Consider the following 22905-nt stretch of genomic DNA (forward strand, 5'->3'; position numbering starts at 1 on the left):
TTTAATTTTTTTGTGGATCGATTTTATAGAGTTGTTTTACAGCCGTTTTTCTGGAATTCACTCAAACCCAAATGCCATTTCCTTGTTAATTTAGCTAAATTAGCCTTTTGTAAAATGGTTATGATAAGTTTTCATTCATGAGAAATCCCCTTGGTATTAAGATATTAATTTTGCTCTTCTGCATAACTGCTTACACATCGCTTTCAGCTCAAATATTACGGGTGGCTGTGGCGGCGAATGCACAGACATTAATCAAAAAACTTCAGGCAGATTTTAATAAAAAAACAGGGATAAAGATCGAAGCTATTGTTGGCGCCTCAGGAAAACTAACCACACAAATCATGAATGGTGCACCTTATGATGTGTTTTTGTCTGCCGATACGGAATTTCCGGAGCAATTGTATGCAAAAGGTTTTGGGTTGCAAAATCCAAAAATTTATGCCCTGGGCAGTTTAATTATCTGTGGAGACGCAAAGGTGGATCTAAAGAACTGGCAAAATGCATTACATGATGCAACAGTAGGTCGGCTGGCCATTGCAAATCCAAAAACTGCTCCTTATGGCAAAGCTGCTGAAGAAGCGTTGGCCTTCTATAAACTGAAGGAGAAAATAACTTCAAAACTGGTGTATGGAGAAAGCATTTCGCAGGTAAATACTTACATTCAGACTGGCGCTGTTGGTTTGGGCTTTACTACAGAATCATTTTTGTATGAAAACGTGGATCAATCTAAACTAAAATGGGCAAGGATAGACTCTAAAAGTTATCAAAAAATTGAGCAGGGTGCAATTTTATTAGCTTATGCGAAAAAAGGCATGTTGACAGAAGCTAAAAAGTTTTATGAATATCTTTCATCACCCTCAGCCCGAAATATCATTCGCAAAAGTGGCTATCATTTACCTTTAGTAGAGAAAAGTTAAATGGATTTTGAACCGATTTTATTAAGCTTAAAACTTGCCCTGATTACGACAGCCATACTTTTGATGATCGGAATCCCGGTGGCTTATTGGCTTTCAGGTAAGAGTTCAATGCCCAAAATACTGGTGGAAGCGCTGATTACAATGCCATTGGTATTGCCACCATCAGTTTTAGGTTTCTACCTGCTTTTGGCTTTCAGTCCGAATAATGGATTCGGTAAATGGTTGCACGAATACCTCAATCTTCAACTTGTTTTTTCTTTTGAAGGATTGGTATTGGCTTCTGTTATTTACAGTTTGCCTTTTATGATTAGTCCTGTGAAATCGGCCTTTGGTCACTTGCCAGAAAACCTGGCGCAAGCGGCCTACACCATGGGTAAAACGCGTTGGCAAACCTTTATTCATATTTTATTGCCTAACATTAAAGCTTCAGTCTATACTGCCGCGGTATTGACTTTTGCGCATACACTTGGCGAATTTGGAGTGGTGCTGATGATTGGTGGAAACATTCCTGGGGTAACGAAAGTGGCTTCCATTGCCATTTATGATTCGGTTGAAACCATGGATTACACTAGCGCCAATTATTATGCCTTGATTCTTTTTGCTATTACTTTTACCATTGTGCTTGCTGTTTTTATTTTTAATAAAAAAGCTGTTAAAAATCCTTTTGAATGATAGAGATAGACATTTCTAAGCGTATCAAAACCTACAAAGGGTGGGAGGATTTAAAAATCAATACCCAATTTGAAACGGGAAAAATTACGCGAATTACCGGTCCTTCGGGCGTTGGAAAAACCACTTTACTGAAAATTTTGGCTGGATTGGTAACACCTGAGCAAGGAGTAATTAAATTTAAAACTGATGTTTGGTTTGACTCCGCAAGAAAATTTTCGAAGCGGATTCAGGATCGAAATGTCGGTTTTGTTTTTCAGGATTATGCATTGTTTCCAAACATGACTGTTGAAGAACATTTGAAATTCGGAACAAAGAATCACGAATATATTGATCAGTTATTGGCGATTGGTGAAATGGCAAGCTTCCGCCAAAATTTGCCCAATCAGCTTTCCGGTGGGCAACAGCAACGGCTTGCCATTTTACGTGCTTTATCTACCAAACCTGCTTTACTGTTAATGGATGAGTCTTTTTCTGCACTTGATAAAAAGTTGAAAAGTACATTGCTGGAGAAACTTCAAACATTATTTTTAGCGCAGGGTACAACAGTTTTGCTGGTTACACATAATGAAGCTGAACTGGAGGGAAGTTCTGGGGTGTTTTGTATGGGGTAGTAAAGTGACTATATGTTAATCATCCCCATGGTTGGTGGCTCACCAACCATTTTGCCATCACCAATTCCTTAGTTAGTGGCTCACCAACCAAACCGCTTTTTCGCTGCGCAGGCTTGCCTCGGCTGGCCGCCGAAGGGCTCTTACTTTTTTGCTTGATCAAAAAAGTAACAAAAAAATCAAGGCTTGGACCTGATGTCGGATTAGCTCGTCAAAATTTAAATGGCGGTAGCACAAGGGCTCGATTTGGTTATAATAAGGGATTTGTTTTAGGAGCCGTTCGCGCTACCTTGGGTTTGGGATGTTTGAACGTGGATGCAAAAATTTCAACGGCTTCTCCTTCCATCATTTCCTATGCCGCAGAGCAGGGTGCAGATTGCGGGATGTAAATAGTAGGTGTCGATCGCGAGGTGCGAAGAATGCTTTTTTCTACGCCCTTTCCCTGCCGGGGAAAGGTGCCGCCAGGCGGATAGGGGCTTTTTCTCCTTTCATCATTTCCTATGCCGGATGGCAGGGTGCAGATTGTGGGATGGAAATAGTAGGTGTCGATCGCGAGATGCAAAGAATGCTTTTTTTCTACACCCTTTCCCTCCTGGGGGAAAGGTGCCGCCAGGCGGATAGGGGCAATTAAAAACTTGTTGTAATCATCAACTGCCACACATTAGTTTTAGCATAACGATCTTCTTCCTTTTGTGTCCAAAACATGTAGCCAAACTCTGTGTCTATTTTTTTGCTCCAACGTTAACCTAAAGATGCCAGAGAACGATTCTGATCGAAGATATGCCCATTCACATTGTCTTTATTTTGAATGGTGAGGAAAAGTTCATTTTGCACACCTGCATAAAAGCCTTTGGTAAAATCAGCATTTGCGGCGATCGGAATCTGTGCAGCAATAAAGGCCCTAGCACGTTGTGAGAAATCAGTGCGAGCTTCCTGATTAACAAAACGTTGTTCTAAACGGAATCTTAAATTCCACTCTGTACGCCTGGTGTTGAAACTAAAAAGGTATTGCTGGTAAATCCGATTCTCGGGTGTAAGGATTTTCATCTGCATTTCATCCCTTTCCCATTTCCCAAGAAAGGTGTAACCAAACGCGACAGCATGTTTTTTGTTGATGTTATAATTTAATGCCGTACGGAAAAGTAATGCGGAGAAATCATTAAACTGATCAGAGGAACGCAACTGCAAGTCTGCTAAGACATCAAAATTTTTATTGAGTTTTTGTGTGTGAGAAATAAACAGCCACCCTGTATTTTCGGTCTGGGCGGCTGTATTAAATGCTATTAGGCATAAAGTAACTATTACCGATAATTTTCTAATCATTATTTTGTTGAATACAGTAGCGAACTTAAATCAACTCGTTGAAATGAATGGGCAGCTTATAAATGCGCTTCCCTGTAGCATGGAAAATAGCATTCGAAATAGCCGCAGGCATCCCCACAAGGCCAATCTCTCCAACGCCTTTTACGCCAAGTTCATTAATCAACTCATCAGGTTCATCAGCAAAGATGACGTCGAGTTGTTGAATGTCTGCATGAACCGGAAGATGATACTCACCTAAGTTACTGTTAATGTATTTCCCAAGGTTCGGATCCATAATCGTTTCTTCGTGCAGCGCCTTGCTGATTCCCCAAACCATTGAACCGTAAACCTGGCTTCTAGCCGTTTTCGGATTGATTATTTTCCCCGCGGCAACTGCAGTTACTGCCCTGGTTACGGTAACTACGCCCAGATCTTTATCAACCTCAACTTCAACAAAAGATGCACTATGGGTGGCTAAACTATAGTTTTTAAGTTTCAGTAAATGGGGTTTACCCATATTGGTGGTTTTAATGGCCCTGCCTTTATTAAAGGCAATCAGATCCTTAAAAGTGACCAAGGCATTTGGATTATTATTTAAGAAAATCGTTCCATTTTTGAAAGTAACCTGATCATCTTCAACCTTTTTAAACGGTGAATCAGTCATTTCTTTGGCCTTTTTCAACAACTTTTTTCTCAGTTCCTTTGCTGCAACTACTATGGCAACACCGGTAGAAGATGTCATTGCAGAGCCGCCCTGAAACATAGAGAATGGCTTTTTGCTATCGCCATATTGGAAATTAACATCTTCCATATTTAATCCAAGCTGATCCGCCGCAATTTGCGTCATCACGGTAAAGGTTCCGGTGCCAATATCAGTAACCGCATTATTGAGCACCATTTTCCCATCGGCAGTAATCATGGCTTCTACGCGGGAGGGAAATTGAAACGCATCCCAGATTCCGGTTGCCATTCCATAACCCACCAGTTTGTTTCCGCGCTCCATACTTCTTGGTTCCGGATTTCGTTTATCCCAGCCAAACTTTTCTGCCGCTTCCAGGTAACAGGCCCTTAAGGCCTTGCTGGTATACGGCTTTTTTGCTGATGGATCCATTTCTGAATAGTTGATCAGCCTCAATTCGAGTGGGTCGATATTCAGTTTATAGGCCAGTTCATCCATGGTACATTCGATGGCGTGCAAAGCTGTACTGCCTCCGGGTGCCCGCATATCCAGTGGTGTGTACACATCCAATGGAACAAGTTCCTGCTCAAACAAGGTGTTAGGCGCAGGGTAAAGCCTGTGGCTCCATGCTGCAATCGGCTCAAAATAATCTTCAAAAGAAGAGGTTTCACTTTTTGAGGAATGATTCAATCCTGTCAGTTTGCCATTGATATCTGATGCAAATCGTAGGTTTTGAATCGTCGGCGGACGGTGTGCAAAAGAGAACATTTGTTTCCGCTCCAAAACCAGTTTAACATTGCGTTTGAGGTGAAGCGCAGCCATTACACATAAAAATAACTGATACTGCGGACGAAGCCCCGAACCAAATGCACCACCTACAAATGGTGCTAGCACCCGCACATTTTTATATTTTAGTCCGAAGATATTAGCAACATAAAGTTGATTATTAATGGTTCCCTGCGTTTTATCATAAATGGTCAGTTTGCCATCGCCTTCGTAAACAGTTGTAGTTGCAAATAGTTCTAGTGGATTATGGTGTTCGGTTCCGTGGCTATAAGTAGTTTCCACTTTCACGGCTGCATTCTCGTATGCCTTTTCAAAATCGCCTGTTGGTGGCGGTGGAGGTGGTTTCAACGCTGTTGCAAAACCTTTTTTTGCTGGTCTCGACAAGTCAAGGTTACTTTTTAAAGAGGTTTTAAAGGATTCTTCTTCATATTGGAAAGCAACCTCAGTAGCTGCGAAGCGAGCCATTTCAAAACTTTCGGCAACTACAAGTGCAATTGGTTGGCCATTGTATAGGATGTTTTCATCGTAAAAAGGTTTGAAAACTGTTCCCGGGGGAGCATCCATATCGGTATATTGCAAATCGAACCAGGCCAGTTTGGTTCTGTTTTCATGAGAAAGTACCTCTACCACACCCGGCAAGGCCATAGCTTTACTCACATCAATACTTAAAATTTTTCCTTTGGTGATGGTGCTGTTCACCACATAGGCATAAAGTAAATTGTCAACTTCGTATTCAGCCGCGTATTTTGCAGTACCCGTTACCTTTTGTTTACCTTCCAAACGGCTAATCGGTTTTCCTACATTTTTATTGGTATCCATTTTCATGTGTTTCTTAAATATTATGCAGATGGACGTGCACCTGGTAACTGACTTTCTGGATTTAAGGCCATTAAGCCATTCCTGATGATTGCTTTTTTGGCGAGTGCGATTTTAAAGTCATTCGACCCAAATCCTTTGGCGCCTCTTAAAATGAGGTCTGCTGCTGCAGCAAAATTTTCTGCATTTGCCTCTTTATTTTTTAAAAATGCTTCAGCTTCAATGCTCCGCCATGGTTGATGTGCAACTCCACCCAAAGCAATTCTTGCTGATTCAATGATGCTTCCATTTAACTTAAATGCCGTGGCGACTGATACCAGTGCAAATGCATAGGAATGGCGGTCACGGAGTTTTAAGTAGGAATAATGATCAGAAAAACCCTCCTCTGGTAAATCAATAGAAGTGATGATTTCTCCTCTTTCGAGTGTATTATCTAAATCCGGACGATCGCCGGGTAAGCGATGAAAATCTGCAAAAGCAATACTGCGATCGCCATTTGGTCCGCTTACACTAACCACTGCTTCTAAAGCGGCTAGCGCGATGCACATATCTGAAGGGAAAACGGCGATGCATTCTTCACTTGTTCCTAAAATAGCATGAATTCTATTGTAACCATCTTTGGCCGGACAACCCGAGCCAGGTTCACGTTTATTACAAGGCACATCAGGGTCATAAAAATAATAGCAACGGGTGCGCTGCAAGAGGTTTCCGCCATTGCTGGCCATGTTTCTGATTTGTGCAGAAGCCCCAGCTAGAATTGCCTTTGAAAGTAAAGGGTATTTTTCTGCTATTACCGGATGGTAAGCGGTGTCTGCATTTTTAACAGCTGCACCCAATCGGACTTTTCCATCCTCTAAAGTTGTAATCTCTGCATTTTCATTTAGGTGATTAATGTCGATCAGACTGGAAGGATGAGTGAGGTTGTATTTCCAAAGGTCAATGATGTTGGTGCCTCCGGCCACGAACGCTGCTTCTGGAGCCTGATTAATTAAATCGATCGCGTTGTGAGTATTGGCAGCCTGTTTATATTCGAAATTATTCATGAGTGCCTCCGTCTTTAACCTCCATAATGGCATCGATGATACCTATATTTGCACCACAGCGGCAAAGGTTTCCACTCATTAATTCCTGCACTTCTTCTCTTGTATGGGCGTGACCTTCCTGAAGCATACCCACGGCACTACAGATTTGTCCGGGGGTGCAATAGCCACATTGAAAAGCATCATGATCTATAAAAGCTTGTTGAATAGGATGAAGTTTATCTGCTCCGGCAATGCCCTCAATGGTGGTGATTTCAGAGTCATTTTTCATCACCGCAAGGGTTAAACAACTCAAAATTCTTTTACCATCACAAATAACGGTACAAGCACCGCACTGTCCATGATCGCAGCCTTTCTTTGTACCTGTAAACTTAAGGTGTTCTCTTAAAGCATCCAGAAGCGAAACCCAGGGAAGCAGGTTCAGCTCATAACGCTGTTGATTAACGTTTAGTGTCGTTTTTGTCATTGTAGATATGTTTTGTCGTTCGGAAACCCGCACTCATACAACTCTCTACATTTAGAAAAGGTTTTATGCTAAAATGAATTGGTTACAACTTATTACATAATCTTCACCTCGGCATCTTTAAGTTTTTTCACCAGCTGTTGCAAAAACTGACTTTTAAATTCAGCTTCCACATAGATATTATTAATCCAGAGCAATACTTTAATCTCCAGACTATCAGCGGTTATGTTGTTAAGCAATACCTCCGGAGGTAATTTTTTAACGGTATTATCTGCTTCATCTAACATTGAGGTGATTAGTTTGCTAATTGCTTCAAAATCGCTGTCTGCACTTACTTTGAAAATAAGTTCAGTTTTGATGAAATCATTGTTGAGCGTCCAGTTTACTAACCTGCCAGAGAGTAAGTCGCCATTTGGAATAATCACTTCCGAACCCTGAGGCGTAAGAAGTTTACTCGAGCGGATGCCAATATCACGCACTTTTCCCTTTTTATCTGCGAGTTCTACGTAATCTCCAATGCGGAATGGTTTTTCGAAAATGAGAATGATTCCGGAAACAAAGTTGTTTACAATATTCTGCATCCCCAAACCAATCCCCACGCCAAAGGCACCCAATACCACGGTTAATTTATCCATCGGCAACCCCGAAGCCATTACAGCGAGTAATACACCTGCAACGATAATAACCAGACGTACCAATGCTACTTTTGATCCTTTGTGCCCGCTGCCTTCGTTAAAGGTAATGCGTTCTTCGCCAAATAATAAAGGAACATGTTTTTGCAGTTTATTAGCAATGTAAACGATAATTACAAAAAATAGGATATTGCCAAAACTGAAATGAATACTGCCGAATACCCTGGGCTTAGACAATACTTCGCTCAGCCAACTCCATAGTCCGCCAATCAGACTCAGGTTGATGAGTAACACCATTACCCACAATAAAATACAGAGAAAAGAAAGGCCTTTTTTAAATTTTTCTTTGGCTTTATTATAATTGATTCTCGAAAAAATACCTTTATTGCAAGCGCTGATTTTCATTTGCAGATCGAGTGCATCAAGCATAATTTGCATAAATACACTCAAACCGATGAGCTGAATAAGTCCGATTACGCCGGTAACACTGGTTACCTTAGCCATATCCACTCTTCCAAAAACATTAAATAAAACTGCGAGAACATTCATTAGCAGGAGCACAATTAGCACTGCCTTTACATATTTTTTAGAAAATTCTTTGAAGGTTACCTTATTGAAAAGCTGGATGCCTATCCAGATGAAGAAAATGTTAATGGCGATTAATACCAGCCGGAATGGAATTGTATCATCTACGCCGGCATTACCGACAATCAATACCGTATATAAAGCGATCAGCAATATCCAGAATTGGAGTTGTTTTTTTTCTAAAACGTTCCAGAGGTGTACCGTCATCAATACCAAAAGTAAAAATTGGATTAACTCTATGTATAGGGAAGGGGCATCAGGCTCAAAAAGTGGGGTAATGTTGAGCAATACAATTATCGTGGAGAAAACCGGTAGAGGTTTAAGGTATTCGAATTTAATTTCACCCAGCTGGCGCCTAACCAAAGCGCGTTTTGAATTCCTGAAGTTTCGACGAACCCAAACAAAAAATGCTATAGAAATCAAAATGGCCAGCAAACGGTTATCCCAGGTGGAATGAATAAAATATTTAAGAATTTGCTGCTGCCCCTGGTAAGAAGCCGAAATGAGATTACCTGTTGTATTACTGGCAGAATTTCTAAGCGGTGCTTCCCAGAGATACGGATCGCGTTTGCTTAAGGCGAGTTTACCTGAAAGTTCCAATTTCTCTGCCGTTTGTGCACGCAAATCGTTCACCATAACATTAAGCGCAGATGCATTGGCTAAAAGTACGTTAACCTGTTCTAGGTTTTTGCCCGTTAATTGTCCGGCATCCTGCAAACGGGATTTGATTTCATTAATTTGAGGTTGATATAATTTACTTCCTGGTAGACCTTTTTCATCATTCTTAAGCAGGGTGTCATTGCTTACGCTTACCACCTGATCAGACATTTTCTGAAGGGCATTGCTATTTTGTACCAGAATTGCTGTGATGCCTTTCAGCTTTGTGTCTGCATCCCGCAGGATCAGGTTGAAGCTTAACAAATTTTTAGTGTCCAGATCATCCTTAGCTTTGAAAGCTTTCACCAAAGGATTAACATTTTCTTTTACTGCATCAATTTGCCTTCTAATGCCTTCAACATCATACCCTTTTTTATTTACAGCATTGATTTCGGTAATGGCAGACTGAGCCGACTGTAGCTTAAATAGCAGTGTATCGGGAATAGTCTTGGCCGAATCAACCGTCCGATTTTCGGTGTTTTGCCCTTTGCAAAACGAACTTGCAAATACAAGTGAAGAGAGGATAAAACTTAAGAAAAGATATTTTTTTCTCACAGCAAATTTCATAATATTTAATAATAGTTTATTCTATGATGAACTCTTTACTTGGCCTGCGTTTGCTGCAGCGAACTGTTCTCCAATTCCGTCTCCACCTCTTTTATCCCAACAGCATAGTGATTAGGGTGAATTTCGGAGCCGTAAGCCAATGCATAAGATTTGGTAAACTCTGCGCCAAAATAAAGAATGATGGATGAATAATAGGTCCAAAGCAATAAAATTACCAAAGAACCCGCTGCTCCATAAGTTCCTCCGGTATTCGTTTTCGAGATATAAAATGAAATGCCAAATTTCCCGAGCATAAAAAGGATTCCGGTTACTGCTGCGCCAGAAACCACATCTTTCCATTTAATATCAGCATCTGGCAGCACTTTAAAAATTACGCCAAAAATTGTTGTAATCACACCAAAGGTAATCACCAGGTTAAGGATATAGAACACCAGAACAGATACACCTTCAAACCTGGCTTGCAGGCGCTCACTAAAGCCATCGAGTACGGCTGTAACGGCCAGTGTAACCACCAATAAAAAGCCCAGACTAACAATTACCGAAAAGGATAAAAATCTATTCTGCAACAACTTGAGCCAGCCACGTTTTGGCTTGGGTTTAATGCCCCAGATGGTGTTAATAGAATCCTGGATATCTGCAAAAATGCTCGTAGCACCAACCAGCAACGTAATAATGCCAATAATAAAAGCAATTGTTCCCTTATCGCCGATGGCTGCACTGGAAATTAAGCCTTGCATTTGAAGTGCAGTCTCACTTCCCAGAAAGCCTTTAAGCTGATCGAAAATTTTCCCCTGCGCCACTTCTTTTTCATAAAATATGCTGAAAAGAGAAATGATCACCACTAACAAAGGACCCATAGAAAAAACGGTATAATAGGCCAAAGATCCACTCATTTTGGTAATCTTATGATCAATAAGCCCATCAAAAGCTGATTTTAAAACAGCGAATATTCCTTTAAAAGTAAGTTTAACTTTTTTTCCTGATTGCTGCTCTGGCTGTTTTTCTGGCTGCGGCTGTTTTTGAGTGACCACCTGCTTTTGCGGTCGATCTATGGGTGCCTGAATAACGGGTTTAGGATTAGTACGCTTTTTTGCTAATGCTTTCTTAACAGTGAGGCTCGCTGCTGTAGATAAAATCATTCGTTTTAAGAACCCACTTTTCCGAAGGATAGTAGCATTAAGAAGTTTCGAAGTCATCTTAGGCAAAAATTTCTGCCGCATATCGCCAACTGCTTCGAGATCACTCTGCCAGGAAGGTTTTATAAGGCTATTTTTAATCGGTTTTAGATCGAAAGATTTTATTTTTTTTACCGAATGTAGGAGGCGCTCATTGCTTTTTTTAACCTGATTTTTTATCTCTTCCCGCCGTTCATCGAAACCCACTATATCTTTAATGTCCCTGCTCTTTGTTGTCTCCATTATGCTGTGTCGATAAAAATTTTCGAATGGTAAAATTAATCAGTCCAGGTTCTATTAAACTGTTTTTAGTCATGTTTACAATTATCGCTACCAAAATATAAAACAAGGTAAGGCCACCGAAGCCCAGTGCAAAGCTGCTGAACAAATCAGAAAAGAAAAAGCCGAGTGTTACTGTTCCAAAAAGGAAGGCCAGCAGGACACAAATCAGGGTGAAAGTGTTGGTGATTAGATTTGCACTTAGTTTGGCAACATGATGTACCGTATCTAATTTCAGTACTTCGAGTCTGAGTTCTGCATTTTTTTTTATTTCCTCAAATATGATTTCGGCTTCCCGTATTTTATCTTCGAACATAGGCTATTTATCTGGTTTCAGCAGGTTGATAATAGGTGTTGCTGTGTTAATTACATGCTGATGCACCAACCCAATTTCTTTTACCGCCGTAATACCAACCCTTGTCATCTTTACATTGTTTTATTTTTATCGAATTAATCAGCATAGAGCGCTCATAAATTTAGGAATGAGCGGGTTAGAAATAAGTCTTATTTTCTTTAAATAAAAATTAAATCATTGATTGTAAATAGCTTAATTTTTTTTAATAAAGACTACTAAATACATAGACTTAATGTATATTTGACACTAACTAAAACAGGAAATAAAAAAACCGATAGGTAAGTCTACAAGCGATTAAAAGATTTAGTTATGAATACGCTGATATATACAGCATAATCTGGAAAGGAGGAAGCATAAAAAAAGATAATTACTAAACATAAAAAAAGGGAAAATGCATTACTGCATTCTCCCAGATTAAAACCATTAACCGGAAATCAATTGGCGTTGCATCCGGTCAAGCTATTCAATAATCATGTTAAATTTATGAAATCTGTTGGGTAATCGCTAATCGTAGCTGATCCTTTTGCAATTTCATGATTAACACAAACCTAATCAATTATGAAAATAAGCGGAAAGTCCTGGAAGGACTCTCATAGCTCACTTTTGCCCAGAACTTTTCTGCTCACCGGATTCACAGGGATTATTTTGATATCCACTGTATTTCAAACATCAGCAAAGGGAAGCGGCGAAAAATTAAAAGTAAACCACATTTTCTCTTCAAATGGTATTTCCAGCATGCATCGCGATTTTTTTAATCATAAGGGAAACGCGGAAGTAACTTCTGGAGTTACCGTATCAAATGCAACCACTATCAAAGGAAAGGTAACTGATGAAAGAAATCAGCCGCTTCCTGGCGTGAGTATCAGGGTTAAAGGTAGTAAACAAGCCGTTTCTACCAATAATGAGGGTGACTTTCAGCTTATTACAGCAGAAGAACAACCAACTTTGGTCTTTACCTTTATCGGTTATAAAACACAGGAAGTTATATTTAAAGATCAGCCATTAGCCATAAAACTCGATCCGGATCAAAGCAAACTAGACGAAGTGATCGTAGTAGGTTATGGCACTCAAAAAAGAAGTGATGTTTTAGGTGCCGTGGCCACGTTTAACACTAAAGGAATCGAAGAAAAACCCATTGCCAGAATTGAACAGGCCTTAGTCGGACAAATGGCAGGTGTGCAGGTGCGGCAACAAAGTGGCTTGCCTGGCGCAGGTTTAAGCATTCAGGTTCGCGGCGCGGGATCAATCACCGCAGGGAATGAACCACTTTATGTGCTAGACGGCTTTCCACTGGATGTAGCCAGTCAAAATGCAGCTGGTGGAATTTCAAATAGTCCATTGGACAATTTAAACCCTAAAGACATTGAGAGTGTTCAGGTGCTAAAAGATGCGGCTGCGGGTGCAATTTATGGATCCCGTGCGGCGAATGGTGTCGTGATTATTACCACCAAAAAAGGTGTAGCCGGCAAACCACGGATTAGCATAAATGCCAATGCAGGTATCAGTTCTGTAGCCAGAAAGGTAGATGTGTTAAGTGCCGAAGAATGGGTGGCTCAAGCGACCGAATTGGCCAACAATGCCTGGGTAGCTTCAGGTCCTGGCCGCACCATCGGACAAACCAATACAGAAAAAGCAGCAATTCTTGGTTTGCCAGCAGGGACGATCAATACAGCGGTAATGACCGATCCAAGATGGGCGCAACCTGGGCATCCTGGATTGGATTACGTAGACTGGCAAGACGCCGTTTTTAGAAATGCTCCTTACCAGAATTATGAAATCTCTGCCAGTGGCGGATCTGAAAATGTGAGTTATTTCATCTCCGCCAATTACCTCGATCAAAATGGAACGCTTATTAATTCGAATTATAAAAATTACGGATTGAGGGCCAACATCGAAGCAAATGCCAGCAAGAAATTAAAGTTCGGACTTAATCTCGCTCCCTCATATTCCATCAATAATGCGCCGCCAGTTGAAGGAAAAGATAATCAGCTGATGACTGCCCTCACCATGGTTCCTGTGGTAGAAAGTTCGGCGGGGTTAAATACTGGCGCTTATGGCAACAATGTTTACACCTGGTCGAGTCCGAGGTCCATCAGTCCTTATGCCTATATCGAAACGGCGATAAATAAAATCAAAACTTCGAGGTTACTGGCTTCAGTATACGGAGACTATCAGATTGTGAAAGGACTTTCATTACGGTCTACTGTAAACTATGATAATATAGATAGAAATACTTCACAATATACTTCAGATCAGGTTTTGGTAGGGGTAGCCTCATCGTTACTCACTAATCCCGGGCTTTACTCAACGGGTGCATATATAGTAAACAAAAAGCAAAACTTTCTTAACGAAAATACTTTAAACTATACCACTACAATTGCAGACGTTCATAAAATTTCTGCCATTGCAGGTGTATCTTACAATATTGTGCATTCGGAAGGAGTGAGGCTGGCCACTGCCGGAGGTTTTGCCAATAATATCATTAAAACCCTGAGTAATGCGATTGCAAATGCAGCAGGAGTGACCACAACAGGTACTTCTACCGCTTCGAATAATACTTTATTTTCTTATTACAGCCGTTTACAATATGCCTTTAAGGATAAATATCTCTTCTCCGGAACGATCAGACGTGATGCTTCTTCAAAATTTGGCGCAGAAAACCGCTGGGGAACATTTCCCTCTTTATCTGCCGGATGGAAGATTTCGGAAGAGTCTTTCCTGAAAGATGTTAAAGCCATTAGCAATTTAAAGTTGAGATTAAGCTGGGGTAAATCTGGTAATAATAATATTGGTGATTATAATTCGATCAGTACTTTAATAAATTCTAACTACGTTTTTGGTGGAAACACACCAACTACAGCAACCGGACAGGTGGTTTCTGGCCTCGCAAACAAAGCGCTTAAATGGGAAACCTCAGATACCTATGATCTGGGTTTAGATCTTGGACTTTTTGGCAACCGCATTAATTTCACTTTCGATGCTTACCATAAAAAGAATACCGATCTCCTGCTGAATTTGCCAGTTTTATCGGCAAGTGGATTTAGCAGCAGTCTTCAAAATATCGGAGCCGTGGTAAACAAAGGTTTGGAATTTGGCCTCAGCTCGACAAACATCCGCACTACAGATTTCACCTGGTCGATGAATGCCAACATCGCATTCAATAGTAATAAGGTAACAGACCTTGGGCCAAGCCATGCCGATATAGAAATTGCATCTGCCTACAGCGGAAGCAATGCACCATATTTATTAAGGGAAGGTCTTCCTGCGTTTAGTTATTATATTACGAAAACGGATGGGATTTTAACCGCTACAGATATTGCCAATCCTGCAGTAGCAAAGGTTTCCGGGCAACGCGAGGGCGATGCAAAATACCTGGATGCGAATGGGGATGGAAGGATCAGTGCGGCCGATCGAGTTGTTGCCGGACAAGCCAATCCTAAATATACCTGGGGCTGGACGAACACTTTCAAATACAAAGATTTCGATCTTGGGATTCAGCTTTATGGTCAGCATGGAGGTTCAATCTTGTCTTATCTGGGCCGGGCAATAGACTTTTCCGGAAGTACTACGGCCAATGTACTTGGGGTGTGGAGAGATAGATGGTCGCCTGCTAACCCCGATCCTAATGCACCGAGAGGCAGATTGGCCACCAATTATACCTATCCTAATGTGACTTCGGATTGGGTCTACTCCAGCGATTTTTTCCGTGTGTAGAACATTACTTTGGGCTATAACTTAAAACACATTTTTAAAACCCGTACGATCTCTTCTGCAAGAATATTTGTGGCCCTGGAAAATTATTTTTCACACGATGAGTACAAAGGTGGGGCAAACCCAGAGGCACAAAACACCAACGTAAGCGGAAACAGCAGCTATGCGGTATCTGGCGATTATGGTTCGATGCCATTAAGTAAAACGGCTTCGATTGGTTTAAACATTGGCTTTTAGAATAGAATAAGATGAAAATTAAAATATATTTAACCCTGTTTTCTTTAATGCTGATTTTGATCAGCTGCGAAAAACAGTTGGATCAAACGCCCGAATCGAGTTTGGCGACTGATAACTTTTTTACCAATAATAACGACTTTTTGCAGGCAGTAAATGGGGTATATTCCCAGTTGAATAATTATCCAAGTCAGGCGCTGTGGCTAAGCGAAATGCGAAGCGATAATATCAATGCCACTTCTGATGGCAACCGTGATTGGGATGGAATAAACAATTTCACGCCGAATATTACCACTACCGGATTTATTACTACTGCCTGGCGGGCAAACTTCAACGGTATCTTTAACGCAAATACCGTACTCGAAGCATTAGAAACGAAGTCGAGCGTTTTATCCCCTGCAAATGCTACTCGGTATGCTGCCGAAGTACGTTTTCTACGGGCGTTTTACTATTTCTCTTTGGTGAGAACCTTCGGGCAAGTGCCGTTAATTTCAGATGTAAAAAGTGCTGCTGAAGTTGCATCAATTCCCCGCAGTCCGGTGGCAGATGTGTATGCATTAATCGAATCAGATCTTCAGTATGCCGCGACCAATTTGCCAGCAACTTTTACGGGTATTGATCTCGGCAGGCCAACTGCTTCTGCAGCCAGGGGTTTACTCGGTTTGGTTTATTTAACTAAATCCGGACCAACCTACGGCATTAATGGCCCTGGTTTAAACAGCAATGAATATGATAAAGCTGCTGCGCTTTTCGATCAGGTGATTAGCGGAAGCCCATTTAGTTTCGGCGCTAATTATGCTAATATATTTTCCTACACTAATGAGAATAATAGTGAGGTGGTTTTTGATATTCAGTTTGCTTCGAGCTTAAATGGTGCAGGTTTTCCTTCTCATTTGGCACCTGTAGCCTATTGGACGAGTAATGGGATTTCCAACAGCTTTGGAAATGGGTATGGAGCAAGCACTTTTCCGGTTTCAAAAAGCCTGGTGAATTCATATACCACCAACACCGTAAGCGGAACAGATGTTCGCTATCCTTTTAATGTAGCTACGACGTATGCTCCAAGTCCGTTTATTAAAAAATATATTGATGTGCCTAAAAGGGGACTATCAGGACGGGACTGGTCGATTAATTTTATAGTTTTGCGTTACACGGATATTTTACTGATGAAAGCAGAATGTATCCTTCGCGGGGCGCCCGGTTCGCAGACTGATGTTGATGCCATTGTAAACCGAGTACGGGCAAGGGCAGGAGTAGGGCCGTTATCCAATGTAACCCTTCCAGTTCTTATGCAAGAACGACAAAGGGAATTTTTAGGCGAAGGACTTCGGTGGAATGATCTGGTGAGATCAGGATTAGCTATTACGCAGATGAATGCCTGGCGGACTGCCGATGCGATTACAAAAATTAATGAAGTAGTACCAAATTATATTATTTATCCGGTACCAGCCGCTGAAATTCAAACCGCGCCTGGCTTATATACACAAAATCCCGGCTACAATTAGCGCCGGGATAATTGGATTGATTTTTAACGAGATAAAATGAGTGGAAAAAATTTATTGATGGCAGGTATTTTACTCTTTTGGAGTGGAATCACCCTTGCACAATCAAAACCTGGACAAAAACCCAACATTGTTTTTATTCTGGCGGATGATTTAGGTTATGGCGATGTTGGTGTTTACGGACAAAAGAAAATTCTCACCCCAAACATTGATCAATTGGCGAAGGAAGGTACTCGTTTTACTGATTTTTACGCTGGTGCGCCTGTCTGCTCGCCATCACGGGGTTCGATCCTCACGGGTTTAAATACTGGTCATGCCACCATCAGAGGTAATGCGACTGATCAGGGTGGAATTGCCGGGAAGAAGGGTAAAAACGTAGTCTATCGGGCGAACCTTACTAAAGATGATTATACCATTGGTAACCTGATGCAGGATGCTGGCTACCGGACTTCACTTGTTGGGAAATGGCATGTAGATGGTTACGATTCGCTGGCTACGCCTTTGCAAAGAGGCTTTGATCAGTTTTCGGGCTGGCTGATTAATGTTCCTTCAACTTATGCCAGTACCTACTGGCCCGATCATCGTATCATAAACGGTAAACTGGTGCCGGTAACGTCAAATGAAAATGATCAAAAAGGTTATTATGAAACGAATATATGTACAGATGAGGCATTGGCTTATCTGAAAACACAAAAGCAAAATGATAAACCTTTCTTCCTGATGCTAAATTATAATAATCCACATTCTCCATTGGAAGTACCATACCTGGCGATGTATAAAGATAAAGACTGGCCAGAGGATATGAAAATCTATGCTGCGATGGTTCATTATTTGGATCAATCGGTAGGAAAGGTGAAGGATTATTTAGTTAAAAGCGGCTTGTCTAAAAATACGATTGTTTTCTTTGCTTCTGATAACGGACCAAGATCAGAACCAACTACCAGGTTAAAGGCTGTATCAGAATTTTTTGATTCCAACGGACCGTTGAAAGGTTACAAAAGAGACCTTTATGAAGGTGGAATCAGAATTCCATTTATTACCTGGGCACCATTTATAAAAAATGCACCAAAAACAAGTTACGTTCCTGGATATTTTCCTGATATCATGCCCACCTTCGCTGCGCTTGCTGGTAAAACTTCTGGTTACCGTACCGATGGCGTAAGCATTTTGCCGACCATTAAAGGTGAAAAACCAAAATCTGATCGTTTCTTATACTGGGAGTTCTTCGAATTAGGCTTTGAACAAGCCGTTCGCTATGGCAAATGGAAGGGAGTGAAGCGCAAACATAAACTTGAACTTTATGATTTGAGCACAGATATTAGTGAAATGAATGATGTGGCTGCAATTCATCCCGACGTTGTAAAGAAAATCGAAGCTTACCTTTCAACCGCTAGAACTGAATCGCCATACTGGACAGTAAAATAAGGTTGGTCGACTTACGAAGTTTAGTTGGCCTGTATGTTGGAGAAACTTCGTCAGTCTAATAACGAATTTAGACTTGTGTTTAAACTGTCGAAGTCTTTCTGCGCTCCAAGCCTTTGAGACTTCGCAAGTTGATTTACTTACGAAGTTTAGGTGGCTTTGCGTGGTGGAGAAACTTCGTCAGTCTAACAAATAATTTAGATGCGTATTTAAACTGTCGAAGTCTTTCTGCGCTCCAAGCCTTTGAGACTTCGCAAGTTGGTCGACTTACGAAGTTTAGTTGGCTTGTGTGATGGGGAAACTTCGTCAGTCTAACAAATAATTTAGATGCGTATTTAAACTTTCGAAGTCTTTCTGCGCTCTTGGCCTTTGAGACTTCGCAAGTTGATTTACTTACGAAGTTTAGTTAGCCTGTGTGGTGGAGAAACTTCGTCAGTCTGACCAATAATTTAGATGCGTATTTAAACTTTCGAAGTCTTTCTGCGCTCCTGGTCTTTGAGACTTCGCAAGTTGATTTACTTACGAAGTTTAGGTGGCTTGTGTGGTGAAAAACTTCGTCAGTCTAATAACGAATTTAGATGCATGTTTAAACTTTCGAAGTCCTTCTGCGCTCCAGGCCTTTGAGACTTCGCAAGTTGATTTACTTACGAAGTTTAGATGGCTTGTGTGGTGAAAAACTTCGTCAGTCTAACAAATAATTTAGATGCGTATTTAAACTGTCGAAGTCTTTCTGCGCTGCTGGTCTTTGAGACTTCGCAAGTTGGTCGACTTACGAAGTTTAGGTGGCCTGTGTGGTGGGGAAACTTCGTCAGTCTTTTAGTGATTTATTTTTAAAACTGTCGAAGTCTTTCCACGCTCTCTGGCCTTCGAGACTTCGCAAGTTAATTTAGGACTGGCGAAATCCTTCCACACTTCTGGCCTTTAGACTTCACAAGTTGAAAAAGCTTAAGCGTTATGATCTGTTATCGCTTTACCCAAATTTACCACTAATTGCGTGTCTAAATCATCAAGCGTTTTCCAATCGATCCCTTCTTCTCCTGGCTCTGCATAGATTACACCTATTTTTTCTTCGCCCTTTAAAATTCTATAAGTTCCGTTATCCTGGGGTGCTACTGAATAAGTTAAGCCTTCCACGTTTAATTCAAAGTTTTCCATTTATATGATTTTTTATTTTAAAACTAATTTTACAATTTCAATCTGCTAAGATATTAGCCACGAACCGCCCAAGCCGATACCGAACCTGCATTGCAACGGAATTCGCCCGAACCATTTTCATCAATCGTTACTTCACCCTCTACATGACCTAAATAATCGGTAAAAACCTGTCCGGCAAATTGTACACCGATTTCCATGTGTTTAATACCAGCTTCACCGTTTGATAATATCACTGCCAAACCTGAACCCTGATGTTCTTCATCTCCGGCTCTGGTCCAGCCGATGCAACTTGGGTGATCAAAATAATCACGTTGTAAACCATACGCTTTATCTTTTCTCAAACTCAGCAATTGAGGAAGCTGCGGCAGCGAAAGCATGGTCACTTCATGATCTTTTCCATCAGTTCCTTTATCAACATAGGCAGAACCGTAAACATCTGAATAGAAAACACATGGATAACCTGCTTCACGAAGTAGAATGACGGAATAAGCATGTGCCCTAAACCAAGGCTCTACCGTTTGCTCAAGAGACTGAAGTGGCTGTGTATCGTGATTTTCTACCAGTGTAACGGCCAATTCCGGACGGGCTTGTACCAAACTTCCATCTAAAATGGTGGCTAGATCGTAACTTTCACCTGCTTTTGAAGCTTTAGAGAAATTTGCCTGAAGGCAAGCATCAAAAAGAGAAATACGTCCTTCAGTGGCCTCAATATAATTTAGCATGGCTTGCAGATCATACGGAGACCAGTATTCGCCTACGGTAAAAAGTTCTTTGCCCAGTTCAGCACGTAAATAATCCAGCCATTCGTTGAAGAAGGTATGCGGCATATGTTTAATCGCATCCAAACGGAAACCATCGAAACCTACCGTTTCATGAAACCATTTCCCCCAACGCTTCAATTCTTCTCTCACCGCAGGATTTCTGAAGTCGATATCAGTTAACATGAGGTAATCATAGTTGCCGTTTTCATCATCCAATACCTCTTCCCAGCCTTCACCATATTGGTTTTGGATGCTGTAGATAGCAGTTTCTTCAGTTCGGGCATCAAAATCAACACCAGTAAAACATTGATAATCCCATTTAAATTCTGAGTATTTTCCATTTCTACCCGGATAAGTGAATTTCGTGTAAGCATCAATTTCGTAAGGTTCGGAAATGAATTCGTTCCGGTTATCTGGATTTACTTTTCTAACTATTACTGGCTCATGTTCATCTGCACCACCGAGGTGATTCAGTACGATGTCTACATACACCTGAATCCCGGCTTCCCGGGCAGTTTTAACTGCGTCTATATATTCTTCTTTTGTGCCATACTTGGTTGCTACGCTTCCTTTCTGATCAAATTCGCCCAGGTCATACAAATCGTAAGAATCGTACCCGGTAGATTCAGTACCATCCATTCCTTTATGCGCAGGCGGCAACCAAATGGAGTCGATCCCCATTTCTTTTAAGCCTTTTGCATCGTTACGAACTTTCCTCCACAGGCTACCATCTTTTGGATAGTACCATTCGAAGTATTGCAGCATTGTATGATTTTCCATTTATTTTTATTTTTGAATACAACTCAAAAAGTTTCGCTTTGTTTGGCAGATCGAATAAATCTCTTCAAATACATCTGATAACCGTAGTAGTAAGGCGATAATGGTGTCTAAAAATCAAAACTTCGATTTTTGTATTTAACTTTTAATGATGATTTTGTGTAATATTTAGGATACTTCGTTTGCCTATTGGCTAATACGATAAAGGATAGAAGACTGCGAATTAAATGATTTTAATTTGTTTTCGTATCGAAAACTAAGGCTGTTTGGAGCTGGTTTAGTTATTGAATCTGGCTTAACTGTCAATAGGACAATTTATTACAAAATTGTGTCGTGCTTTTAACTATTAAAATGTTTGGTATTGTATTTTTAAGGTTACGTGAAATTTATATTAAATATTGTTTTTTAATATTGTAAATACTACATTAGCTAAAGATTTAGTAAAGTAAATAACGATATAGCTCTCAAAATAAACATCTCCATAGTGTTTTTACAATGCGATAAGCCTGTCTTATCGCATTTGTATTTTAGTTTTTTTTAGTAATCAACATTGAAATTTATAGGTTTCATTAATTTTTTCCTCGAATATTAATGTATACTGAAAAGGGGTGATGGAATGCTGCAACAGAAATTATAAACATACAATAGAAGTCTTTTTTAATCAACCCATTTAATTTTTAGTCGATACCGGATTTTTTGCAAGAACCAATGGCTGTTTTGGTGTCAACATTGCATTTGTAGGAATTCCTTCTTCTGTTATTTGATTTGTTAAAGAATTAATGGAAGTCTTTAACGCATCAAAATTGTTCAAAATAATTTTAGAAGTGTTACTTGCAATAAGGCAATGGCTTTTTGTAGATCCACCTAAGGTTACCTGGGCATTGTCTGCGATACAAGTATAAATGCTTGAAGTTTCGGTATTGATATCTGCACTTGCGTTTTCACGAAGAAATACCTGAAGAAACTGAAACTTTAGTTTACCAGCTGTTTTAACGACTGCATTATCCCCAGCTTCAATCCTATAAATATCGTTTACATAAACAAAGAATTTAGTTTTTTCATTACTGTGTGAAATAATGTGGAGGATGTCGCCTTGTTGAGTAACCCTGGCATTCCCGAAATTATCATCTGCATAGTTAATTCCAAAATTCCCGTTTTGAATTAGGATCACTTCCACATTGCCTTTCACTGAAATTTTTCTAAAAGGAGATAAAGTAGTGGATTTGATCGGGCGTTCTTTTGCCGCATAGGCTGTTGCAGAAATAGCGGTTGTAGATAAAAAGATCACAGCAAGTGCTGTCGCAATTTTCTTTGTAATAGAAGTACTCATGATGGCTTTATTGTTTAGAATAAATTATTTTATGGTAATTAATATACCTGCCAGCCGATTAACCAAGGCTATGCCAATGAATAAAAACTGACTTAGAAGGTTCTTAAATGGACTATTTAACATAATAGTATTTTTCTATTGTCCGTTATCGGACATTTCTTTGTTCGCATTTGAACAAGCAAAAGCAGTGGAAGGGCCTTTTCGGTAGTAGGGAGAGATATAAAAAGTAAAATGCATTGTGTTTGTGCAGTAGCGTCTGGAAGCATGGCAAATTTGAATTCTAAATGCAAAAGTTGTATCATTTAAATGCAACATTGTTGCTTATTTTTTGGATGCTATATTTTCATGATTACCTTTGGATCAGTTTAGATTAGTTAATGATTGCGGGGGAGAGTGGTTCCTTCCCCGCTTTTTTATTATGCAAGTGTTATAACCCCTCCGTCCCTAAAGGGGAACTGCCTTTCACTCGGTCATATCGAG

18 protein-coding genes are annotated in these 22905 nt (G+C 40.4%); 8 read left to right on the plus strand and 10 right to left on the minus strand.

The window, feature by feature from the left end; genetic code table 11:
- Positions 1–137 precede the first annotated feature (137 nt).
- From modA to ACN1CD_RS18535, 4 genes are all read left to right on the plus strand, one after another.
- A complete protein-coding gene (modA, locus tag ACN1CD_RS18520) occupies positions 138–917 on the plus strand; it encodes a molybdate ABC transporter substrate-binding protein (RefSeq protein WP_419131909.1) in 780 nt (259 codons plus the stop codon).
- Positions 918–1589, plus strand: coding sequence for a molybdate ABC transporter permease subunit (gene modB, locus ACN1CD_RS18525; RefSeq protein ID WP_419131910.1), 672 nt, complete (start codon positions 918–920; stop codon positions 1587–1589).
- The gene (locus ACN1CD_RS18530; RefSeq protein ID WP_419131911.1) at positions 1586–2200 is read left to right on the plus strand and encodes an ATP-binding cassette domain-containing protein; all 615 of its coding nucleotides are present in this window, start codon (positions 1586–1588) and stop codon (positions 2198–2200) included. Before modB ends, ACN1CD_RS18530 begins: the two co-directional genes overlap by 4 nt.
- Positions 2201–2352: 152 nt before the next feature.
- Positions 2353–2586: a hypothetical protein gene (locus ACN1CD_RS18535; RefSeq protein ID WP_419131912.1), complete on the plus strand. Its 234-nt coding sequence runs from the start codon at positions 2353–2355 to the stop codon at positions 2584–2586.
- 352 nt (positions 2587–2938) lie between these two features.
- Here ACN1CD_RS18535 and ACN1CD_RS18540 read toward each other — a convergent pair whose 3' ends face one another.
- The 7 genes from ACN1CD_RS18540 to ACN1CD_RS18570 form a co-directional block, all read right to left on the minus strand.
- Positions 2939–3520, minus strand: a complete 582-nt coding sequence (locus ACN1CD_RS18540; protein WP_419131913.1) for a DUF2490 domain-containing protein — start codon at positions 3518–3520, stop codon at positions 2939–2941.
- Positions 3521–3545: 25 nt separating this feature from the next.
- On the minus strand, positions 3546–5783 hold the full coding sequence (locus ACN1CD_RS18545; RefSeq protein WP_419131914.1) for a xanthine dehydrogenase family protein molybdopterin-binding subunit: 2238 nt from the start codon (positions 5781–5783) through the stop codon (positions 3546–3548).
- A gap of 20 nt (positions 5784–5803) precedes the next feature.
- Positions 5804–6823 carry an FAD binding domain-containing protein gene (locus ACN1CD_RS18550; protein WP_419131916.1) on the minus strand — a complete coding sequence of 340 codons (1020 nt, stop codon included), beginning with the start codon at positions 6821–6823 and terminating at the stop codon, positions 5804–5806.
- Positions 6816–7286: a (2Fe-2S)-binding protein gene (locus ACN1CD_RS18555; RefSeq protein WP_419131917.1), complete on the minus strand. Its 471-nt coding sequence runs from the start codon at positions 7284–7286 to the stop codon at positions 6816–6818. Before ACN1CD_RS18555 ends, ACN1CD_RS18550 begins: the two co-directional genes overlap by 8 nt.
- Before the next feature lie 92 nt (positions 7287–7378).
- Positions 7379–9724, minus strand: coding sequence for a mechanosensitive ion channel family protein (locus ACN1CD_RS18560; RefSeq protein ID WP_419131918.1), 2346 nt, complete (start codon positions 9722–9724; stop codon positions 7379–7381).
- A 35-nt stretch (positions 9725–9759) separates the two neighbouring features.
- Complete coding sequence (locus tag ACN1CD_RS18565; RefSeq protein ID WP_419131919.1) at positions 9760–11142, minus strand: YihY/virulence factor BrkB family protein; 1383 nt, start codon at positions 11140–11142, stop codon at positions 9760–9762.
- Positions 11114–11494 (minus strand): hypothetical protein, encoded by a 381-nt coding sequence (locus ACN1CD_RS18570; RefSeq protein ID WP_419131920.1) that lies wholly within the window; start codon positions 11492–11494, stop codon positions 11114–11116. Before ACN1CD_RS18570 ends, ACN1CD_RS18565 begins: the two co-directional genes overlap by 29 nt.
- A gap of 597 nt (positions 11495–12091) precedes the next feature.
- Between ACN1CD_RS18570 and ACN1CD_RS18575 the strand changes: the two genes are divergently transcribed.
- Genes ACN1CD_RS18575 through ACN1CD_RS18590 form a run of 4 tightly spaced genes read left to right on the plus strand, consistent with a single transcriptional unit; the run spans position 12092 to position 18405 of the window.
- A complete protein-coding gene (locus tag ACN1CD_RS18575) occupies positions 12092–15247 on the plus strand; it encodes a SusC/RagA family TonB-linked outer membrane protein (protein ID WP_419131921.1) in 3156 nt (1051 codons plus the stop codon).
- Positions 15248–15256: 9 nt separating this feature from the next.
- The gene (locus ACN1CD_RS18580) at positions 15257–15481 is read left to right on the plus strand and encodes a hypothetical protein (RefSeq protein WP_419131922.1); all 225 of its coding nucleotides are present in this window, start codon (positions 15257–15259) and stop codon (positions 15479–15481) included.
- A gap of 11 nt (positions 15482–15492) precedes the next feature.
- A complete protein-coding gene (locus ACN1CD_RS18585; RefSeq protein WP_419131923.1) occupies positions 15493–16983 on the plus strand; it encodes a RagB/SusD family nutrient uptake outer membrane protein in 1491 nt (496 codons plus the stop codon).
- A 36-nt stretch (positions 16984–17019) separates the two neighbouring features.
- Positions 17020–18405: an arylsulfatase gene (locus ACN1CD_RS18590; protein WP_419131924.1), complete on the plus strand. Its 1386-nt coding sequence runs from the start codon at positions 17020–17022 to the stop codon at positions 18403–18405.
- 942 nt (positions 18406–19347) lie between these two features.
- Here the strand turns inward: ACN1CD_RS18590 and ACN1CD_RS18595 are convergent.
- From ACN1CD_RS18595 to ACN1CD_RS18605, 3 genes are all read right to left on the minus strand, one after another.
- Complete coding sequence (locus tag ACN1CD_RS18595; RefSeq protein WP_419131925.1) at positions 19348–19557, minus strand: hypothetical protein; 210 nt, start codon at positions 19555–19557, stop codon at positions 19348–19350.
- A 53-nt stretch (positions 19558–19610) separates the two neighbouring features.
- A complete protein-coding gene (locus ACN1CD_RS18600; protein ID WP_419131926.1) occupies positions 19611–21098 on the minus strand; it encodes an alpha-amylase in 1488 nt (495 codons plus the stop codon).
- 667 nt (positions 21099–21765) lie between these two features.
- Positions 21766–22425, minus strand: coding sequence for a GIN domain-containing protein (locus tag ACN1CD_RS18605; RefSeq protein WP_419131927.1), 660 nt, complete (start codon positions 22423–22425; stop codon positions 21766–21768).
- Positions 22426–22905 lie beyond the last annotated feature (480 nt).

It is taken from the genome of Pedobacter sp. N23S346, assembly GCF_048515415.1.
In the GTDB taxonomy this organism is placed as follows: Bacteria; Bacteroidota; Bacteroidia; order Sphingobacteriales; family Sphingobacteriaceae; genus Pedobacter.

Bases quoted from the DNA above. Each gene is read 5' to 3' on its own strand.
- ACN1CD_RS18545 (WP_419131914.1), bottom strand. From the start codon at position 5,783: ATGGATACCAATAAAAATGTAGGAAAACCGATTAGCCGTTTGGAAGGT.
- ACN1CD_RS18600 (WP_419131926.1), bottom strand. From the start codon at position 21,098: ATGGAAAATCATACAATGCTGCAATACTTCGAATGGTACTATCCAAAA.
- ACN1CD_RS18555 (WP_419131917.1), bottom strand. From the start codon at position 7,286: ATGACAAAAACGACACTAAACGTTAATCAACAGCGTTATGAGCTGAAC.
- ACN1CD_RS18590 (WP_419131924.1), top strand. From the start codon at position 17,020: ATGAGTGGAAAAAATTTATTGATGGCAGGTATTTTACTCTTTTGGAGT.
- ACN1CD_RS18570 (WP_419131920.1), bottom strand. From the start codon at position 11,494: ATGTTCGAAGATAAAATACGGGAAGCCGAAATCATATTTGAGGAAATA.
- ACN1CD_RS18550 (WP_419131916.1), bottom strand. From the start codon at position 6,823: ATGAATAATTTCGAATATAAACAGGCTGCCAATACTCACAACGCGATC.
- ACN1CD_RS18530 (WP_419131911.1), top strand. From the start codon at position 1,586: ATGATAGAGATAGACATTTCTAAGCGTATCAAAACCTACAAAGGGTGG.
- modB (WP_419131910.1), top strand. From the start codon at position 918: ATGGATTTTGAACCGATTTTATTAAGCTTAAAACTTGCCCTGATTACG.
- ACN1CD_RS18605 (WP_419131927.1), bottom strand. From the start codon at position 22,425: ATGAGTACTTCTATTACAAAGAAAATTGCGACAGCACTTGCTGTGATC.
- modA (WP_419131909.1), top strand. From the start codon at position 138: ATGAGAAATCCCCTTGGTATTAAGATATTAATTTTGCTCTTCTGCATA.
- ACN1CD_RS18595 (WP_419131925.1), bottom strand. From the start codon at position 19,557: ATGGAAAACTTTGAATTAAACGTGGAAGGCTTAACTTATTCAGTAGCA.
- ACN1CD_RS18585 (WP_419131923.1), top strand. From the start codon at position 15,493: ATGAAAATTAAAATATATTTAACCCTGTTTTCTTTAATGCTGATTTTG.
- ACN1CD_RS18540 (WP_419131913.1), bottom strand. From the start codon at position 3,520: ATGATTAGAAAATTATCGGTAATAGTTACTTTATGCCTAATAGCATTT.
- ACN1CD_RS18565 (WP_419131919.1), bottom strand. From the start codon at position 11,142: ATGGAGACAACAAAGAGCAGGGACATTAAAGATATAGTGGGTTTCGAT.
- ACN1CD_RS18575 (WP_419131921.1), top strand. From the start codon at position 12,092: ATGAAAATAAGCGGAAAGTCCTGGAAGGACTCTCATAGCTCACTTTTG.
- ACN1CD_RS18560 (WP_419131918.1), bottom strand. From the start codon at position 9,724: ATGAAATTTGCTGTGAGAAAAAAATATCTTTTCTTAAGTTTTATCCTC.